15 protein-coding genes are annotated in these 16,744 nt (G+C 69.5%); 6 read left to right on the forward strand and 9 right to left on the reverse strand.

The features are described 5' to 3' along the window. The coding region (locus AC5P1C_RS19315) for a vitamin K epoxide reductase family protein (protein WP_493867111.1) at positions 1 to 308 on the reverse strand (308 nt) is incomplete at its 3' end. Between the two features lie 136 nt (positions 309 to 444). Between AC5P1C_RS19315 and AC5P1C_RS19320 the strand changes: the two genes are divergently transcribed. The 4 genes from AC5P1C_RS19320 to AC5P1C_RS19335 are packed head-to-tail and all read left to right on the forward strand — an operon-like array spanning position 445 to position 3,996. Next, positions 445 to 1,332 carry an ABC transporter ATP-binding protein gene (locus tag AC5P1C_RS19320; RefSeq protein WP_493867112.1) on the forward strand — a complete coding sequence of 296 codons (888 nt, stop codon included), beginning with the start codon at positions 445 to 447 and terminating at the stop codon, positions 1,330 to 1,332. Continuing rightward, on the forward strand, positions 1,329 to 2,183 hold the full coding sequence (locus tag AC5P1C_RS19325; RefSeq protein WP_493867113.1) for an ABC transporter permease: 855 nt from the start codon (positions 1,329 to 1,331) through the stop codon (positions 2,181 to 2,183). The genes AC5P1C_RS19320 and AC5P1C_RS19325 overlap by 4 nt, the downstream gene beginning before the upstream one ends. Then, complete coding sequence (locus tag AC5P1C_RS19330; RefSeq protein WP_493867286.1) at positions 2,180 to 3,376, forward strand: sensor histidine kinase; 1,197 nt, start codon at positions 2,180 to 2,182, stop codon at positions 3,374 to 3,376. Before AC5P1C_RS19325 ends, AC5P1C_RS19330 begins: the two co-directional genes overlap by 4 nt. Then, positions 3,373 to 3,996 carry a response regulator gene (locus AC5P1C_RS19335; RefSeq protein WP_493867114.1) on the forward strand — a complete coding sequence of 208 codons (624 nt, stop codon included), beginning with the start codon at positions 3,373 to 3,375 and terminating at the stop codon, positions 3,994 to 3,996. The genes AC5P1C_RS19330 and AC5P1C_RS19335 overlap by 4 nt, the downstream gene beginning before the upstream one ends. 210 nt (positions 3,997 to 4,206) lie before the next feature. On the opposite strand, the gene hisS is transcribed toward AC5P1C_RS19335, so the two are convergent. Both hisS and AC5P1C_RS19345 read right to left on the reverse strand, forming a co-directional pair. Next, entirely contained in the window at positions 4,207 to 5,469 is a 1,263-nt protein-coding gene (hisS, locus tag AC5P1C_RS19340; protein WP_493867115.1) for a histidine--tRNA ligase, read from the reverse strand. An 11-nt stretch (positions 5,470 to 5,480) separates the two neighbouring features. Continuing rightward, positions 5,481 to 6,185: an MBL fold metallo-hydrolase gene (locus AC5P1C_RS19345; protein WP_493867116.1), complete on the reverse strand. Its 705-nt coding sequence runs from the start codon at positions 6,183 to 6,185 to the stop codon at positions 5,481 to 5,483. Between the two features lie 146 nt (positions 6,186 to 6,331). Here AC5P1C_RS19345 and AC5P1C_RS19350 point away from each other — a divergent pair, with 146 nt between their 5' ends. Together AC5P1C_RS19350 and AC5P1C_RS19355 are read left to right on the forward strand one after the other, a co-directional pair. Beyond that, the gene (locus AC5P1C_RS19350; RefSeq protein ID WP_493867117.1) at positions 6,332 to 7,153 is read left to right on the forward strand and encodes a peptidylprolyl isomerase; all 822 of its coding nucleotides are present in this window, start codon (positions 6,332 to 6,334) and stop codon (positions 7,151 to 7,153) included. Between the two features lie 134 nt (positions 7,154 to 7,287). Next, entirely contained in the window at positions 7,288 to 8,520 is a 1,233-nt protein-coding gene (locus AC5P1C_RS19355) for a DUF349 domain-containing protein (protein ID WP_493867118.1), read from the forward strand. Positions 8,521 to 8,590: 70 nt separating this feature from the next. Here AC5P1C_RS19355 and AC5P1C_RS19360 read toward each other — a convergent pair whose 3' ends face one another. The 6 genes from AC5P1C_RS19360 to ruvB all read right to left on the reverse strand — a co-directional run bounded on the left by AC5P1C_RS19360 (position 8,591) and on the right by ruvB (position 16,736). Further along, positions 8,591 to 11,173 carry a RelA/SpoT family protein gene (locus AC5P1C_RS19360; protein ID WP_493867119.1) on the reverse strand — a complete coding sequence of 861 codons (2,583 nt, stop codon included), beginning with the start codon at positions 11,171 to 11,173 and terminating at the stop codon, positions 8,591 to 8,593. A gap of 229 nt (positions 11,174 to 11,402) precedes the next feature. Beyond that, on the reverse strand, positions 11,403 to 11,951 hold the full coding sequence (locus tag AC5P1C_RS19365; RefSeq protein WP_493867120.1) for an adenine phosphoribosyltransferase: 549 nt from the start codon (positions 11,949 to 11,951) through the stop codon (positions 11,403 to 11,405). Continuing rightward, positions 11,948 to 13,078, reverse strand: a complete 1,131-nt coding sequence (gene secF / locus AC5P1C_RS19370) for a protein translocase subunit SecF (protein WP_493867121.1) — start codon at positions 13,076 to 13,078, stop codon at positions 11,948 to 11,950. The genes AC5P1C_RS19365 and secF overlap by 4 nt, the downstream gene beginning before the upstream one ends. 1 nt (position 13,079) lies before the next feature. Further along, the gene (gene secD / locus AC5P1C_RS19375) at positions 13,080 to 14,855 is read right to left on the reverse strand and encodes a protein translocase subunit SecD (RefSeq protein WP_493867122.1); all 1,776 of its coding nucleotides are present in this window, start codon (positions 14,853 to 14,855) and stop codon (positions 13,080 to 13,082) included. Positions 14,856 to 15,024: 169 nt separating this feature from the next. Continuing rightward, the gene (yajC, locus tag AC5P1C_RS19380) at positions 15,025 to 15,489 is read right to left on the reverse strand and encodes a preprotein translocase subunit YajC (RefSeq protein ID WP_493867123.1); all 465 of its coding nucleotides are present in this window, start codon (positions 15,487 to 15,489) and stop codon (positions 15,025 to 15,027) included. Positions 15,490 to 15,653: 164 nt separating this feature from the next. Beyond that, entirely contained in the window at positions 15,654 to 16,736 is a 1,083-nt protein-coding gene (gene ruvB, locus AC5P1C_RS19385) for a Holliday junction branch migration DNA helicase RuvB (protein ID WP_493867124.1), read from the reverse strand. Between the last annotated feature and the right edge of the window lie 8 nt (positions 16,737 to 16,744).

Genomic DNA, 16,744 nt, shown 5'->3' on the forward strand with positions numbered 1-16,744 from the left:
TACGCGGCGATGCCCAGCATCGGGTTCGGGAAGCCGAAGACCGACGCCTGGTCGCTCTTCATGATGTTGCCGCAGGACACCACCGGATTGAGGCTGCAGCCCGGCGTGAAGTCCGGGTCCTCGAGCAGCTTGAACTTGTCCAGCGTGATGACCCACGCCGCGAGCAGCCCCGCCGCACCCGTGATCACCAGAAGCAGCGCGAGCGCACGGCTCCCACCGACACCTCGTGGCGCGTCCGCGTCCGTTCCCCCGCGATCGTGCTCGTTCTCCGAGGGGCGGCTCTCGCTTGCCGGGGTCGTCTTGCTCATCACGCCGTTCCGTCGCTTGTGGGGGCCTGCTGGCACCGACATTGTGCCGCACGCTCGTGGGTGTCCACCGTTCGATGGACATAAGGAGGTACGTGCGGAGGTCCCGGAGCGTTCGGTTCGCCGGGACTCTCGACGCATGACGACAGACGACGGTACGACAGAGGCCACGGGCGACCTCGCGGTGGACGTACGGGGGCTGCGCAAGCGCTACGGAGACGTGACAGCCGTGGACGGCATCGACCTGGCCGTGCGGCACGGGGAGGTTTTCGGCCTCCTCGGCCCCAACGGCGCGGGCAAGAGCACCACGGTGGAGATCCTCCAGGGCAACCGCGCGCGGGACGGCGGTAAGGTCGCCGTGCTCGGCGCCGACCCCGCGTCCGCCGGGCGTGCGTGGCGCTCGCGCGTCGGGATCGTGTGGCAGGACGAGTCGGCGCCCGCCGAGTTGACGGTGCGCGAGACAGTACGTCAGTTCGCCCGCTACTACCCGCGACCGCGCGACCCCGAGGACGTCATCGCACTCGTCGGTCTGGAGGAGAAGGCGGCGAGCCGTGTCAAGGGCCTCTCCGGCGGCCAGCGCCGCCGCCTTGACGTGGCGCTCGGCGTGGTCGGCGACCCGGGTCTCCTGCTCCTGGACGAGCCGACCACGGGCTTCGACCCGGCCGCGCGGCGCCAGTTCTGGAGCCTGATCCGCAGACTGGCCGACGAGGGCACGACCATCGTGCTGACCACGCACCATCTGGAGGAGGCGGAAGCACTCGCGCACCGGCTCGCGGTGATCGCCGATGGCCGGGTGGTGGCCGAGGGCGAGCCCGCCGCCCTGCGCCGACGCCACGGGACCGGGGCCACCGTCGAGTGGACGGACCTGGCCGGGACCCCGCACAGCGAGCGCACCGAGACGCCGACGCGTACCGTCGCCGAGCTGACGGCCCGGTTCGACGGGGAGATCCCGGGGCTGCTCATCGGCCGCCCCTCCCTGGAGGACGTATACCTGCGGCTCACCGGGCAGGAGGGCGACGCGCGATGACATCGACGGCCGCCACCCCAGGCGTACTTTCCTCCGAGCAGTCCCCGCAGCGGCTGCCATCGGCATGGGCGCTCGGCCTCCATCAGGGCGCGATGGAGCTGAGGCAGTTCTTCCGGTTGCGCGAGCAGGTGGTCTTCACCTTCGCCTTCCCCATCGTCTTCCTCTGCCTCTTCGCCTCGATCTTCCGCGACGACGTGGAGGGCGCGGGCATCACGGCGTCGCAGCTCTACGTGGCCGCCATGATCGCCGCGGGCGTCATGTCCATCAGCTTCCAGTCGCTCGGCATCTCCATCGCGATCGAGCGCGACGAGAAGGTGTTGCGCCGCCTGCGCGGGACACCGATGCCGCCCGCCGCGTACTTCCTCGGCAAGATCTGGCTCGTCCTGGTCACCGGCATCCTGGAGACCGTGGCCCTGCTGGTCGTCGGCGTGACGCTCTTCGACGTCGATCTGCCGACGAGCGCGGGCAAGTGGCTCACCTTCGGCTGGATCTTCGTGCTCGGCCTCACCGGGTGCACGCTGCTCGGCATCGCGATCAGCAGCGTCCCGAAGTCCGGGCGCAGCGCGAACTCCGTGGTCGTACTCCCCTTCCTGGTGCTGCAGTTCATCTCGGGCGTCTACATCGCCATCGACACGATCCCCCACTGGATGCTGAACATCAGCGCGCTCTTCCCGCTGAAGTGGATGTGCCAGGGCTTTCGCGGGGTGTTCCTGCCCGAGTCGGCGAACGTCCTGGAACAGACGGGGAGTTGGGAGTACGGGCGCATCGCCCTGGTGCTCGGCGCCTGGTGCGTCGGAGGATTGGTGCTGTGTCTGCTGACCTTCCGGTGGAAGAACCGGCGCGACGGATGAGCGGGGCGGCCGGTCCGCGCGACGCGCACATCTGGCTGCGCACGTTCCGGCTCTGGGACTCGTACTTCGCCGTGGTGTGGGCGGCCACCCTGGTCTTCGTGCTCGGTACGGCGGAGCCGGGGTGGCCCGTCCGGCTCACCACGGCCGGGCTTCTGCTGCTCCTCGTCCCCTGGTACGTGGGGTTCGGGCGCCGCGTGCTCATGGAGGAGGGCACCGACGAACGGCGGGCGCTGATCTACATCGCGGGCGCGACCGTGCTGTTCCTGCCGCCGGGCGTCCTGATCGGCGAGACACGCCTGATGACCTTCGCGCTCATCCCGCAGTGCTTCATCTGCCTGCGGATGCGCTGGGCGATCGTGGCGGTCACCGTCATCAACATCGCGCCCGTGGGGGGCTGGGTGCTGCTGTGGCGGCCCTCGCCGCAGGACATCTTCTACAACTCGGTGTTCGCCGTCGTGACGCTGGTCTTCTCGGTGGCGATGGGCAGCTGGATCGTCCGCATCATCGAGCAGAGCCACGAACGGGCGGACCTCATCGCCGAGGTGGAGGCCGGCCGCGAGGAGGTCGCACGGCTCTCCGCCGAGCGCGGCGCCCTCGCGGAGCGCGAGCGCATGTCGCGCGAGATCCACGACACCCTCGCGCAGGGCTTCACCAGCGTCCTCATGCTCGTCCAGGCTGTCGACGCCGAGCTGGAGCGTGACGTGCCCGCCGCCCGACGCCACCTGGGCCTGATGGAGGCGACAGCACGGCAGAACCTCGCGGAGGCGCGGGCCCTGGTCGCGGGGCGCGCGCCCGCCGACCTGGACGGTGGTTCGCTGCCGGAGGCGTTGCGGCGCCTGGCCGCCCGGCACGGGGCGTCGGTAGCGGTGACGGGTGAGGTACGTCCGCTGCCGCCCGGCCTGGAGGTGGTCGCCCTGCGCTCCTGCCAGGAGGCCCTCACCAACGTACGCAGGCACGCGGGGCCCAGTGCGTCGGCGAGTGTCGCCCTGGTCTACGCGCCGGGCTCGCTCACCCTGGCGGTACGGGACACGGGGTGCGGCTTCGACACCGGGGTGCCGCGGCAGGGGTACGGCCTGCCGGGGTTGCGCGAGCGGGCCGCCGAGGTCAGGGGCACCGCAGAGGTGGCCAGCGGCCCCGGCGATGGCACGACCGTCACCGTCCTGCTTCCGATCCCCGAGAGGACCGCCCTGTGATCCGCATCGTGCTGGCGGACGACCATCCCGTCGTACGCGAAGGGCTGCGCGCCATGTTGAGCGCGGAGCCGGATCTGGAGGTCGTCGGGGAGGCGTCCAGCGGACCCCGGGCGGAGGCACTGGCCGCCGAACTGCGGCCGGACATCGTCCTGATGGACCTGCGGATGCCCAGTGGGGGCGGGGCCGACTCGATCGAGCGGATGGCCGCGGCGGGGCTGCCCTGCCGGGTGATCGTGCTGACGACGTACGAGACCGACCGCGACATTCTGCGGGCCGTGGAGGCGGGTGCGGCGGGCTATCTGCTCAAGGACCTGGCCCGGGGTGAGCTGGCGGAGGCGGTGCGGGCCGCTGCCCGCGGGGAGACGGTGCTCGCTCCTTCGGTGGCGGCGCGTCTGGTGGACCAGCTGCGTACGCGCCCGGAGCGGCCACGGCTCGCGGAGCGTGAGACGGCGGTGCTTCGTCTTGTTGCGGAGGGTTGCACCAACGCGGAGATAGGGCGGCGCCTGCATGTGGCCGAGTCGACGGTGAAGACCCATCTCCTGCGGATCTTCGGGAAACTGGGGGTGGACGACCGCACGGCGGCGGTCACCAGCGCGATGCGGCATGGGTTGCTGGACTGAGGATTTCGCCCCCTCCGCCCCTGCCCTTCCCGTATCTGGGGGCTCCGCCCCCAGACCCCCGGATCGGCCGGAACGGCCTCGTCCCCAAACGCCGGACGGGCTGAAGTTCAGCCCCTCCGGCGTTTGAGGAGCGGGGTCTGGGGCGGCGCCCCAGGTCGGGACGGGCAGGGACGGGCAGGGACGGAGAGGGCGAAGAAACCGACCCGGGGGTCAGCTCAGCCGGGCCTTCAGCTCACCCACCAGCTCGCCCACCGCGACAGCGTCCTGCTCTCCCGACTCCATGTCCTTCACCTGCACGACGCCCTCGGCGAGATCCCGCTCACCGGCGACGATCGTGAAGCGCGCGCCGCTGCGGTTCGCGTTCTTCATCGCGCCCTTCAGGCCCTTCCCGCCGTACGAGAAGTCCGCCGCGATCCCCGCCCTGCGCAGCTCCGTCACCTTGGAGAACAGGACCCGCCGCGCCTCGTCGCCGAGTGGCACCGCGAACACGCTGGTCGCCGAGGGCAGTTCGAGCTCCACGCCCTCCGCCTCCAGGGCAAGGACCGTGCGGTCCACGCCGAGTGCCCAGCCCACCGAAGGCAGCGAAGGGCCGCCGATCATCTCGGACAGGCCGTCGTAGCGACCGCCGCCGCCCACCGCGGACTGCGAGCCGAGGCCGTCGTGGACGAACTCGAAGGTCGTACGGGTGTAGTAGTCGAGGCCGCGGACCAGCTTCGGGTCGTCCTCGTACGCGACGCCCTCCGCCGTCAGGAGCTCCCGCACCTGCTCGTGGTACGCCTTGCACGCGTCGCACAGGTAGTCGCGCAGCATCGGGGCGCCGACCAGCTGCTTCTGGACGTCGTCACGCTTGTCGTCCAGGACACGGAGCGGGTTGATGTCGATACGTCGACGTGTCTCCTCGTCCAGGTCCAAGCCGCGCAGGAAGTCCTGCAGCGCGGCGCGGTAGACGGGGCGGCACTCCTTGTCGCCGAGCGAGTTCAGCAGGATGCGGAACTGCTTCAGGCCCAGGGTGCGGTACGCCTGGTCGGCGAGGATGATCAACTCGGCGTCGAGTGCCGGGTCCTCCGTACCGATCGCCTCGGCACCGACCTGTGAGAAGTGGCGGTAGCGGCCCTTCTGCGGGCGCTCGTAGCGGTAGTACGAGCCCGAGTACCAGAGCTTGACCGGGAGGTTGCCCGCCTTGTGCAGGTTGGCCTCCAGGGCCGCGCGCAGCACGGAAGCCGTGCCCTCGGGCCGCAGGGCGAGCTGGTCGCCGCCCTTGGTCTCGAAGGCGTACATCTCCTTGGAGACGATGTCGGTGGACTCGCCCACGCCGCGCGAGAACAGCTCGACGTTCTCGAAGCCGGGCGTCTCCACGTAGCCGTACCCGGAGTTCCGCAGCGGCGTGGCGATGGCCTCGCGCACCGCCAGGTACGTCGCGGAGACCGGCGGCAGCAGGTCGTACGTGCCCTTGGGGGCCTTGAAGGTGCTCACGGGTTTTCTCGTCACATTCCTCGTCGGGGAGCGTCGGCTCCCAGGCCGGCGGCCACCTGGCGCAGATACGGGTTGGTGGCGCGCTCACGGCCAATGGTCGTGTGCTCGTTGTGACCGGGCAGGACCACGGTCGAGTCGTCGAGCGGCAGGCACACGCGCGCCAGCGACTCGAACATCTCGTCCTGCGATCCGCCGGGCAGGTCGGTGCGGCCGATGGAGCCGGCGAAGAGCAGGTCGCCCGAGAAGAACACCGAGGGGACCTCGGCGGACTCGGGGAGCTGGAACGTCACCGACCCCTTCGTATGCCCCGGCGCGTGCGCGACGGAGAAGTCAAGACCGGCGAGCTTCAGGCGCGCGCCGTCGGCCAGCTCCTTGACGTCGGAGGGCTCCCCCACGGTCAGCTCGCCGAGCAGCTGCGCGCCGAAGGAACGGCCTATGGCCTTCTCCGGGTCGCTCATCATGTACCGGTCCTCGGGGTGGATCCACGCGGGCACGTCGTGTGCCCCGCAGACCGGGACGACCGAGGCGACATGGTCGATGTGGCCGTGGGTGAGGACGACCGCGACGGGCTTGAGCCGATGCTTCTTGAGTGCGTCCTCGACTCCCTCGGCGGCCTGGTGGCCCGGGTCGATGATCACGCACTCCTCGCCTGCGGCGGGGGCGACCAAGTAGCAGTTGGTGCCCCAGGCCCCGGCGGGAAACCCGGCAATGAGCACGATCGTCCTTCGTTCGTCGTCAGGCGGAGGTGACCGCGCGGGATCGCGGCAGATCAGAGCCTACCGGCGCTCCCGATTCCACAGCTAACCCATATACGGTACGGGGCACACAGAAGCGGTCATCCACGCAGAGGAGAGATCACCCGGTGGTCAGCAACGATCAGCGGCGGCGTCAGCTCGCCCGGGAGAAGTTCTTGCGGCAGCAGCAGCGCCGGGAGGCCGCGCGGCGCAGGGCGCGGATGCGCAACGCGGTGATCGCATCGGCGCTCGCGGTGGTCGTGGCCGGTGGCGCGGTGTCGTACGCGGCAGGAGCCTTCGACGACGACAGCAAGACGAACGACGAGGCGAACGCGAGCCCCACCACCAAGGCGGACCCCTGCGAGAAGCCCGCGGGCGGCAAGGTGAAGCCGCTCAGCTTCAAGAAGGAGCCGGCCCTCACGATCGACAAGTCGGCGGACTACACGATGAAGCTGAGCACCACCTGCGGCGACATCGGCCTCGACCTGGACGCGGCGAAGGCCCCGCACACGGTCAACTCCTTCAACTTCCTGGTGAACAAGGGCTACCTCGACCACACCAAGTGCCACCGGCTCACCGCGGGCGGCATCTACGTCCTGCAGTGCGGCGACCCCAAGGGCACCGGCGAGGGCGGCCCCGGCTACTCGATCCCGGACGAGAACCTCAAGGACAAGCGCCTGAAGGGGAACGTGTATCCGGCGGGTACGGTCGCGATGGCCAACCAGTACAACGCCCAGGAGAAGAAGGGCCGCGACACCGGCGGGAGCCAGTTCTTCCTGGTCTATCAGGACAGTCAGCTGCCGCCCGACTACACACCGTTCGGGACCATTTCCGATTCCGGGATGAAGGTGCTCAAGAAGATTGCCGACGCCGGCGAGAGCACCGGCCAGGGCGACGGCGCCCCGAACGCGACGGTCGTCATCGACAAGGCGACCGTGTCGAAATCCTGACCGTCGCCAGGCAAACTTCCAACGTGCGGGATGCGGACAGCCGCCCCGCCGGTCGCCTATGTTGGCGGTGACGAAACTGTGGACGATGCCGGGGGCCCCGAGGCCCTGCGCAGGCATCATGTGGAGGAGGCGCTGTGAGCAGCGACCCGTGGGGCCGCGTCGACGAGACGGGGACCGTGTATGTGCGCAAGGCCGACGGCAGCGAGCGCGAAGTCGGTTCGTGGAAAGCGGGATCTCCTGATGAGGCCCTTGCCTACTTCGAGCGCAAGTACGACGGTCTGGTCGTCGAGATCGGACTTCTCGAGCGCCGGGTGAAGACGACCGACCTGTCGGCCAAGGACGCCATGACCGCCATCGACCACCTGCGCCAGCAGGTGGACGAGGCACACGCGGTCGGCGATCTGGACGCTCTGAGCACGCGCCTGGACAAGCTCGTCGAGACCGTCGACGCGCGCCGTGAAGAGCGCAAGGTCCAAAAGGCCAAGCAGTCGGACGAGGCGAGGCACGCCAAGGAGGCGCTCGTCGTCGAGGCCGAGGAGCTCGCCCAGAGCGAGCAGTGGCGGGCCGCGGGCGAGCGGCTTCGCGCCCTGGTGGACACCTGGAAGGGGCTGCCGCGCCTCGACCGCAAGTCGGACGACGAGCTGTGGCACCGCTTCTCGCATGCCCGATCGGCGTTCTCCAAGCGGCGCAAGGCTCACTTCGCCTCGCTGGACGCCCAGCGCGAAGAGGCCCGCAAGACCAAGGAGAAGCTGGTCGGCGAGGCCGAGGCCCTCTCGAACTCGACCGACTGGGGTCCGACGGCCGCGCGCTACCGCGACCTGATGACCGAGTGGAAGGCCGCGGGCCGTGCACAGCGCGAGCACGAGGACGACCTGTGGAACCGCTTCCGCGGCGCCCAGGACGTGTTCTTCGCGGCGCGCAGCGCGGTCTTCGCGGAGCGGGACGCCGAGCAGACGGAGAACCTGAAGCTGAAGGAGGAGCTGGCCGAGGAGGCCGAGAAGCTCGTCCCGGTGAAGGACCTCAAGTCGGCCCGCGCCGCCTTCCGTACGCTCAACGAGCGCTGGGAAGCCATCGGCCACGTCCCGCGTGACGCACGGCCGAAGGTCGAGGGCCGGATGCACGCGGTGGAGCGTGCCCTGCAGGACACCGAGGAAGCCGAGTGGCGCCGGACGAACCCGGAGGCGCGGGCTCGGGCCGAGGGTCTGACGGGGCAGCTGCAGGCGGCCGTCGACAAGCTGGTCGACCAGATCGAGAAGGCGCGCGCGGCGGGCAACAATGCCAAGGCGGACAAGCTCCAGAAGGAGCTCGACGGTCGTCAGGCGCTGCTCGACCAGGCCCTCAAGGGTCTGCACGAGTTCGGCGGCTGAGTTTTTCGCTCACTACGTAGAGGGGCTCCCGTACATCGCGTACGGGAGCCCCTCTCCGTAGTGGACCGGTTTACGGCCTGCGGGCCGACGTCACCCTGTAGACGTCATAGACACCCTCAACTCCCCTGACCGCCTTGAGCACATGGCCCAGGTGCTTGGGGTCGCCCATCTCGAAGGTGAAGCGCGAGGTGGCGACCCGGTCGCGGGAGGTCTGGACTGCCGCGGACAGGATGTTCACGTGCTGGTCCGAGAGGATGCGCGTGACGTCCGAGAGCAGCCGGGAGCGGTCCAGTGCCTCGACCTGGATGGCGACCAGGAAGACCGAGGACTGGGTGGGCGCCCACTCGACCTCGAGGATGCGCTCGGGCTCGCGGGAGAGCGAGTCGACGTTCACGCAGTCGCTGCGGTGAACCGATACGCCGCTGCCGCGCGTGACGAAGCCGATGATCGGGTCCCCGGGGACGGGCGTGCAGCAGCGGGCCAGCTTGACCCACACGTCCTCGACGCCCTTGACCACGACACCGGGGTCGGCGTTGGCCCGGCGCTTGCTGCGGCCGCGCGAGGGCGGCGCGCTCTCGGCGATGTCCTCGTTGGCGGCCTCCTCGCCGCCGAGCGCCTGGACGAGCTTCTGCACGACGGACTGCGCGGTGACGTGGCCCTCGCCGATCGCCGCGTAGAGCGACGAGATGTCGGGGTAGCGCATCTCGTGCGCCAGCGTGACGAGCGAGTCGCCCGTGAGGATCCGCTGGATCGGCAGGTTCTGCTTGCGCATGGCCCGTGCGATGGAGTCCTTGCCCTGCTCGATCGCCTCGTCGCGGCGCTCCTTGGAGAACCACGCACGGATCTTGTTGCGCGCCCGCGGTGACTTGACGAAGCCGAGCCAGTCGCGGGATGGGCCCGCGCCGGCCGCCTTGGAGGTGAAGACCTCCACCAAGTCGCCGTTGTCCAGGGTCGATTCGAGCGGTACGAGCCGTCCGTTGACCCGCGCTCCTATGGTGCGGTGACCGACCTCGGTATGGACCGCGTACGAGAAGTCGACCGGCGTCGCCCCCGCCGGGAGCGCTATGACGTCGCCCTTCGGCGTGAACACGAAGACTTCGTTGCGCGACAGGTCGAAGCGCAGCGATTCGAGGAACTCGCTGGGGTCCTCTGTCTCCTTCTGCCAGTCCAGGAGCTGGCGCAGCCACGCCATGTCGTTCAGGTGGTCGTCCTTGCCGCCGGCCTTCTTCGGGACGTCGGTGCGCACCTTGGAGGCGGCGCCGGCGGACGGCTCCTGCTTGTACTTCCAGTGCGCGGCGATGCCGTACTCGGCGCGGCGGTGCATGTCGAACGTACGGATCTGGAGCTCGACGGGCTTGCCGCTGGGGCCGATGACCGTCGTGTGCAGCGACTGGTACATGTTGAACTTCGGCATCGCGATGTAGTCCTTGAACCGGCCGGGGACCGGGTTCCATCGCGCGTGGACCGTGCCGAGGGCGGCATAGCAGTCGCGGACCGTGTCGACGAGGACGCGGATGCCCACCAGGTCGTAGATCTCCGCGAAGTCACGGCCGCGGACGATCATCTTCTGGTAGACGCTGTAGTAGTGCTTCGGGCGCCCGGTGACCGTGGCCTTGATGCGGGCGGCGCGCAGGTCGGCCTGGACCTCGTCGGTCACTATGGCGAGGTACTCGTCCCGCTTGGGGGCACGCTCGGCGACCAGGCGCACGATCTCGTCGTACATCTTGGGGTAGAGGATCGCGAAGGCGAGGTCCTCCAGCTCCCACTTGATGGTGTTCATGCCCAGGCGGTGGGCCAGGGGCGCGTAGATCTCGAGGGTCTCGCGGGCCTTCTTCTCCTGCTTCTCGCGCTTGAGATAGCGCATCGTGCGCATGTTGTGCAGGCGGTCGGCGAGCTTGATGACCAGGACGCGGGGGTCCTTGGCCATGGCGACGACCATCTTGCGCACGGTCTCGGCCTGCGCGGCCTCACCGAACTTGACCTTGTCCAGCTTCGTGACGCCGTCCACGAGCAGGGCGACCTGGTCGCCGAAGTCGCGCTTGAGGGTGTCCAGGCCGTACTCGGTGTCCTCGACGGTGTCATGAAGCAGGCCCGCCATCAGGGTGGCCGGGTCCATGCCCAGCTCGGCGAGGATCGTCGTCACGGCGAGGGGGTGCGTGATGTACGGATCGCCGCTCTTGCGCTTCTGGCCGCGGTGCCAGCGCTCGGCGACCTGGTAGGCCTTCTCGATCTGGCGCAGCGTCGACGTCTCGATCTTGGGGTCGTTGCTGCGCACTATCCGCAGCAGCGGCTCCAGGACCGGGTTGTACGGGTTGGAGCGCTGGACGCCGAGACGCGCCAGGCGGGCGCGTACGCGGTTGGAGGAGCCGGAGCGCTCGTTCTTGGCCGCTGTGGGTCGTGGCGTGGGCGTCGTGCTGCCCGCGCGGGCCTCCGTGGGGGGCTTGGGGCGCGCGTCGGCGGCCGGCTTGTCGCCCTTGGCGCCGTCGCCGGGCGTGCTCGGTGCGGGCTTGCTGGGGGGCGTGCTCTCCTGCTTCGCCGGCGTCGCGCCCTTGGAAGGGGTCGCGCTCTTCGCGGGCGCAGCAGTGGCCGCCGCCGCGCGCTGGGCCTGCTCTGCGGCCTTGGCGGCGGTGAGTGCCTTGGACTCGTCTGGCAAGAGGCGCTCCCTGTGCGCGATCCGGGTCCCCCGGTCAGGCCCCGAAGAGCCCATGGTATCGATCCTGGACCTTCGGCTCGCCCTCAGCCCGTGAGACGGCTCACTACGGGAGAAACACCTGAGGTCTCCACACGGCCAACCCTAGGTCTCTACAGCAGGAACACCAGAGGCGGGCGCCGGATTCCTCCGGGGCCCGCCTCAGGGTGTGCGTGGTGCCTGCTCAGACGCCTCAGACGGTGAGAAGGGCCTCCAGCGGTGCACCCTCCAGGGCCGTCTCCAGCTTGTCGCGGCCCCCGAGGAAGCCGAGCTCCATCAGGACCGCCACACCGGCGACCCGGGCACCCGCACGGCGGATGAGCCGCAGGGACGCCTCGGCGGTCCCGCCGGTCGCCAGGACGTCGTCGACGACCAGGACGCGGTCGTCCGCGGCCAGGTCCTCGGCGTGCACCTCGATCTCGGCGCTGCCGTACTCCAGGTCGTACGACTGGCTGAGCGTCGCTCCGGGGAGCTTGCCCGCCTTCCGTACGGGGATGAAGCCGAGCCCGGCGCGCAGCGCGACCGGGGCGCCCAGGATGAAGCCGCGGGCCTCCAGGCCGACGATCTTCGTGGCGCCGTGCCGCACCGCGAGGTCCGCGAGGGCCTCGGTCAGTGCGGCGAAGGCCACCGGGTCCGCGAGGAGCGGCGTGATGTCCTTGAACATCACTCCGGGCTCCGGATAGTCGGCGACGTCCCGGATGCGGCTGAGCAGCAGTTCCGTCGTCCCGGCGAGCTCGGTCATCGGCGCTTCCCCGAAGGACGGCCGCGGCCCCGGCCCCGGGAGGCCGGCTGCGTGCGTGGTCCGACGACGCCCGCGGGGGCGGCGTCCTGAGGCACGTCGTCGTCCTGTGCCGCGTCGTCCTCGTCATACGGGGCGCTCTCCACGGACTCGCCCTTGGCCGCCGCGGCGGCACGCTTGGCGAGGACGCGCTTCTTGAGCGCCTTCATCTGCGGCTCGGTCTCCTTGAGGTCGGCGACGAGCGGCGTGGCGATGAAGATCGAGGAGTACGCACCGGCGGCGAGGCCGACGAACAGCGACAGCGAGATGTCGTTGAGCATGCCCGCGCCGAGGAAGCCGCCACCGATGAACAGCAGTCCGGCGACCGGCAGGAGCGCGACGACCGTGGTGTTGATCGAACGCACCAGGGTGCTGTTGATGCTGCGGTTGGCGACCTCGCTGTAGGTCCACCTGGTCTGCTTGGCGAGGTCCTTCGACTGCTCCTTCAAGCTGTCGAAGACCACCACGGTGTCGTACAGCGAATAACCGAGGATCGTCAGCAGACCGATGATCGTGCCCTGGGTGACCTCGAAGCCCACCAGGGCGTACACACCCACGGTGATCGTGATGTCGTGGATCAGGGCGATCAGCGCGGCGAGCGCCATGCGCCACTCGAAGGCGATCGCCAGATAGATCACCACGAGGACCATGAAGATGATCAGGCCCGTCCAGGCCTTCTTGCTGATCTGCTCACCCCAACTGGGGCCCACCAGGTCGGCGTTGATGACCTCGGGCTTGAGGTCCATGTCCTTCGCCAGGTCCGCCTTGATCTGGTCGGACTTGGCGGTGTCCACACCGGCGACCTGGATACGCAGACCACCGGAGCCGAGCTCCTGGACGACCGCGTCGTGGCCGGAGGCCTCTTCCGCGTACTTCTCGGCCTGCGCGACCGAGACGCTGGTCTTCGGGGTGGTGAAGACCGCGCCGCCCTCGAACTCGATGCCCATGTTCAGGCCGCGCACCGCCAGGCCGACGATGGCCGTGATGGTGATCAGGATCGAGACGCCGTACCAGATCTTGCGCTTGCCGACGAAGTCGTAGCCGACCTCACCGCGGTAGAGCCTGGCGCCGAGATTGCCGAGCTTCGACATCTCACGCCTCCTTCGGGTCGACAGGGCCAACGGACGAACCAGTGGCGCGGCGGGTGCGGCGCAGCGGCGGCTTGGCGCCGAGCCGCTTCGGGTCGAGGCCGGACCACTTGTGGCCGTTCGAGAAGAACTTCTTGCGCGCCATGAGCGTCATCAGCGGCTTCGTGAAGAAGAAGACCACCACGACGTCGAGGAGCGTGGTCAGGCCGAGCGTGAACGCGAAGCCCTGGACCTTGCCGACCGTGACCACGAAGAGCACCGCGGCCGCGAGGAACGACACGAAGTCGGAGACCAGGATGGTGCGCCGGGCGCGCGGCCAGGCACGCTCGACGGCGGGCCGCAGGGTGCGCCCCTCCCTGACCTCGTCCCTGACGCGTTCGAAGAACACGATGAACGAGTCCGCCGTGATGCCGATCGCGACGATCGCACCACACACCGCGGGCAGGTTCAGGGTGAAGGAGATGGCCGGGCCGAGCAGCGTCATCAGGGTGTACGTCAGGGCCGCCGAGACCAGGAGGCTCGCGATGGCGATCAGCGAGAGGCCGCGGTAGTAGACCACCAGGTAGATGATGACGAGCGCGAGGCCGATGGCGCCGGCGATCAGACCGGCGTGCAGCTGCTCGCCGCCGAGGGCCGGGCTGACGGTGGTGACGCTCTGCTCGTGGAAGGTCAGCGGCAGCGCGCCGTACGACAGGATGTTGGCGAGGTCCTGGGCCGACTCCTGGGTGAAGCTGCCGGAGATCTCGGCGTTCGCGCTCAGCGTCTGGTTGACGCTGGGGGCCGAGGCCACCTCGCCGTCGAGGACGATGGCGAACTGGTTCATCGGCTGCTGCTGCTGCGAGAGCTTGCTGGTCGTCTGCGAGAACTTCTTCGAGCCACCGCTCGTGAAGTCCATGTTGACGACCCAGGCGCCGCTCTGCTGGTTGATCGTCGCCTTGGCGTCGTCGACGTCCTTGCCGTTGAGCTCGGCCGGACCAAGGACGTACTTCTCCCACTGCCCCGCGTTGTTCTTGCCGCAGGCCACGGTCTGCTCGGACGGCTTGATGCCGTCGCCGACCTTGCCGCGGGCGGCCTTGTCGGTGCAGTCGAGCTCGGTGAACTTCTTCTGGAGCGCCGCGGTGGCCGGGTCGGCGGACGGGGTGGGGGTCGGCGCCCCCTTGTCGCCGCCCTTGTCCGAGGCCTTAGGGGTCGGGGTCGGGTCGGCCTTCAGGCCGTCGGTGACGGCACGGCCCTGGGAGGTGGGCGAGTCGGAGGCGGTCGGGGTCGAGGAGGCCTTGTCGTCGCCCTTCTCGGTCGCCTTGTCCGGGTCCGCGCCCTTGTCCTTGCCCTTGTCCTTGCCGGACGAGCTGGCGGACGGCTCGGGGGTGGGCTCACCGCTGGCCACCGTCAGGACGGGACGGAAGTAGAGCTGAGCGGTCGTACCGACCTGCTCGCGCGCCTGCTTCTCGTTCGTGCCCTTGGGGATGTTGACGATGATGTTGTCTTCGCCCTGGGTCTGCACCTCGGCCTCGGACACACCCAGACCATTGACGCGGTTGTTGATGATGCTGACCGCGGTGTTCATGTTGGTCGGGTTGATCGCGTTCTTCTGGCCCGGCTCGTTCTTCGCCTGGAGCGTGATGCTCGTGCCGCCGGCGAGGTCGATGCCGAGGCGAGGCGTCGTGTTCCCGGAGAGGAACATCCCCCCGGTGAGCGCCACGAGGGCGATCAGGATGAAGACCAAAGAGCGGCCCGGCTTACCCGGGGCGCTCTGCCTTCGGCCCTTCTTAGGTGCTGCCACCTTCTCGTTCTCCCTGTCCAACCGCCCGGCGTCCGATGCACTGCCCCATCGCTGAGCGGGGAGTTCCCGGATTGGGCGGCCATGAAATGGTGTCGAGCCCCGTCACGAAACCACGCACTACGGGGGCCGTGGCAGCGCGAGCGGCGCGCCCCACGGACCCCGGTGGTGGCTACTTCGTGCCGGTCTCGCCGTCGGTCTTCTTCGGCTCGGCGTCGTCGGCCTCAGGGGCGCTCGGGGCGTCCTTCTTGCCGAGGTCGATGGCCGAGTCGTCGGAGGCGTCGGCGGTCTCGTCGGTCTCGGTCAGGGAGGAGGCGTCGTCCGGGACGACGGGGTCGTCCGACTTGACCTCGGGCGTGCCGTGGACGATGCGGTTGTACTCGTCGTCGTCGAGGACGGCGCCCACGGAGTTCTTCGCGTAGAACGCGTGCACGCCAGGAGCCACCTCAAGGAGGACGGCGTCGTCGTGAACCTCCTTGACGGTGGCGTACATGCCCCCGATCGTGCGGATGCCGGTGCCGGGCTGCATCTCATTGCGCATCTGCGCGGCCGCCTGCTGCTTCTTCTTGGCGGAGCGCGTCATCAGGAACATGGCCCCGATGAGCACGATGAAGGGGAGGAGGGTCACGATATTCACGGGACGGAGTTTCCTTCGCATGACCGCGCAGATGTGCGGCCTGATGGACGGGGGTGGGCGCGCCGCCCACAAAGGCGGCATCGGCGGAGTCTAGGCGAGTCCGCACCTAACGAACAACGCTCAGCATCGCACCGCAGTTCCTGACCGTGCGAGTACGCGCGCCGTCACGCCCCGAACAGGTCCCCTTGTCCGATTCCGCCCGCCTGCCTCGGCGGAACAAGGCCGAGATGCGCCCATGCCGCGGGCGTACCGACCCGGCCGCGGGGTGTGCGGGCCAGCAGCCCCTCCCGTACCAGGAACGGCTCGGCGACCTCCTCGACCGTCTCGCGCTCCTCCCCCACGGCGACCGCGAGCGTCGAAAGTCCGACCGGACCGCCGCCGAAGAGTTTGAGCAGGGCCTCCAGGACGGCGCGGTCGAGGCGGTCGAGGCCGCGGGCGTCCACTTCGTAGACCTTGAGGGCCGCGCCCGCGATGTCCCTGTTGATCACGCCGTCGGCCTTGACCTGTGCGTAGTCCCGCACGCGGCGCAGCAGGCGGTTGGCGATACGGGGCGTGCCGCGCGAGCGCCCGGCGATCTCCTCGGCGCCCTCCGGGTCGATCTCCACGTCCAGGAGCTGCGCGGAGCGGTGGATCACGCGCTCCAGCTCGGCCGGTTCGTAGAACTCCATGTGCGCCGTGAACCCGAAGCGGTCACGCAGCGGCGGCGGCAGCAGGCCCGCGCGGGTGGTGGCGCCGACCAGGGTGAAGGGCGGCAGTTCCAGTGGGATGGCGGTGGCGCCGGGGCCCTTGCCGACGATGACGTCGACGCGGAAGTCCTCCATCGCCATGTAGAGCATCTCCTCGGCGGGCCGGGACATCCGGTGGATCTCGTCGAGGAACAGCACCTCTCCCTCCTGGAGGGAGGAGAGGATCGCGGCGAGGTCGCCCGCGTGCTGGATGGCCGGGCCGCTGGTGATGCGGATCGGGGCGCCCATCTCGGCCGCGATGATCATCGAGAGGGTGGTCTTGCCGAGGCCGGGTGCGCCGGAGAGCAGGACGTGGTCGGCGGTGGCGCCGCGCGCGCGGGCCGCGCGCAGGACGAGGTCGAGCTGCTCGCGCACCTTCTCCTGGCCGATGAATTCACCCAGGTCCTTGGGGCGAAGGGCGGCCTCGACCGCCTGGTCCTCGCCGTCGGCGGACGCACCGACGAGCCGCTCTGCCGCGCCTTGGGCGGCGGTCGCGTCGTCGGTCGTCTCGTCCCAGTTCATGAGCTCGC

This window comes from Streptomyces sp. A18 (genome assembly GCF_059026065.1).

Excerpts from the sequence above, each read along its gene's own strand:
- ruvB (WP_493867124.1), bottom strand. The coding sequence starts at position 16,736 with ATGAACTGGGACGAGACGACCGACGACGCGACCGCCGCCCAAGGCGCG.
- AC5P1C_RS19330 (WP_493867286.1), top strand. The coding sequence starts at position 2,180 with ATGAGCGGGGCGGCCGGTCCGCGCGACGCGCACATCTGGCTGCGCACG.
- AC5P1C_RS19325 (WP_493867113.1), top strand. The coding sequence starts at position 1,329 with ATGACATCGACGGCCGCCACCCCAGGCGTACTTTCCTCCGAGCAGTCC.
- AC5P1C_RS19320 (WP_493867112.1), top strand. The coding sequence starts at position 445 with ATGACGACAGACGACGGTACGACAGAGGCCACGGGCGACCTCGCGGTG.
- AC5P1C_RS19365 (WP_493867120.1), bottom strand. The coding sequence starts at position 11,951 with ATGACCGAGCTCGCCGGGACGACGGAACTGCTGCTCAGCCGCATCCGG.
- secF (WP_493867121.1), bottom strand. The coding sequence starts at position 13,078 with ATGTCGAAGCTCGGCAATCTCGGCGCCAGGCTCTACCGCGGTGAGGTC.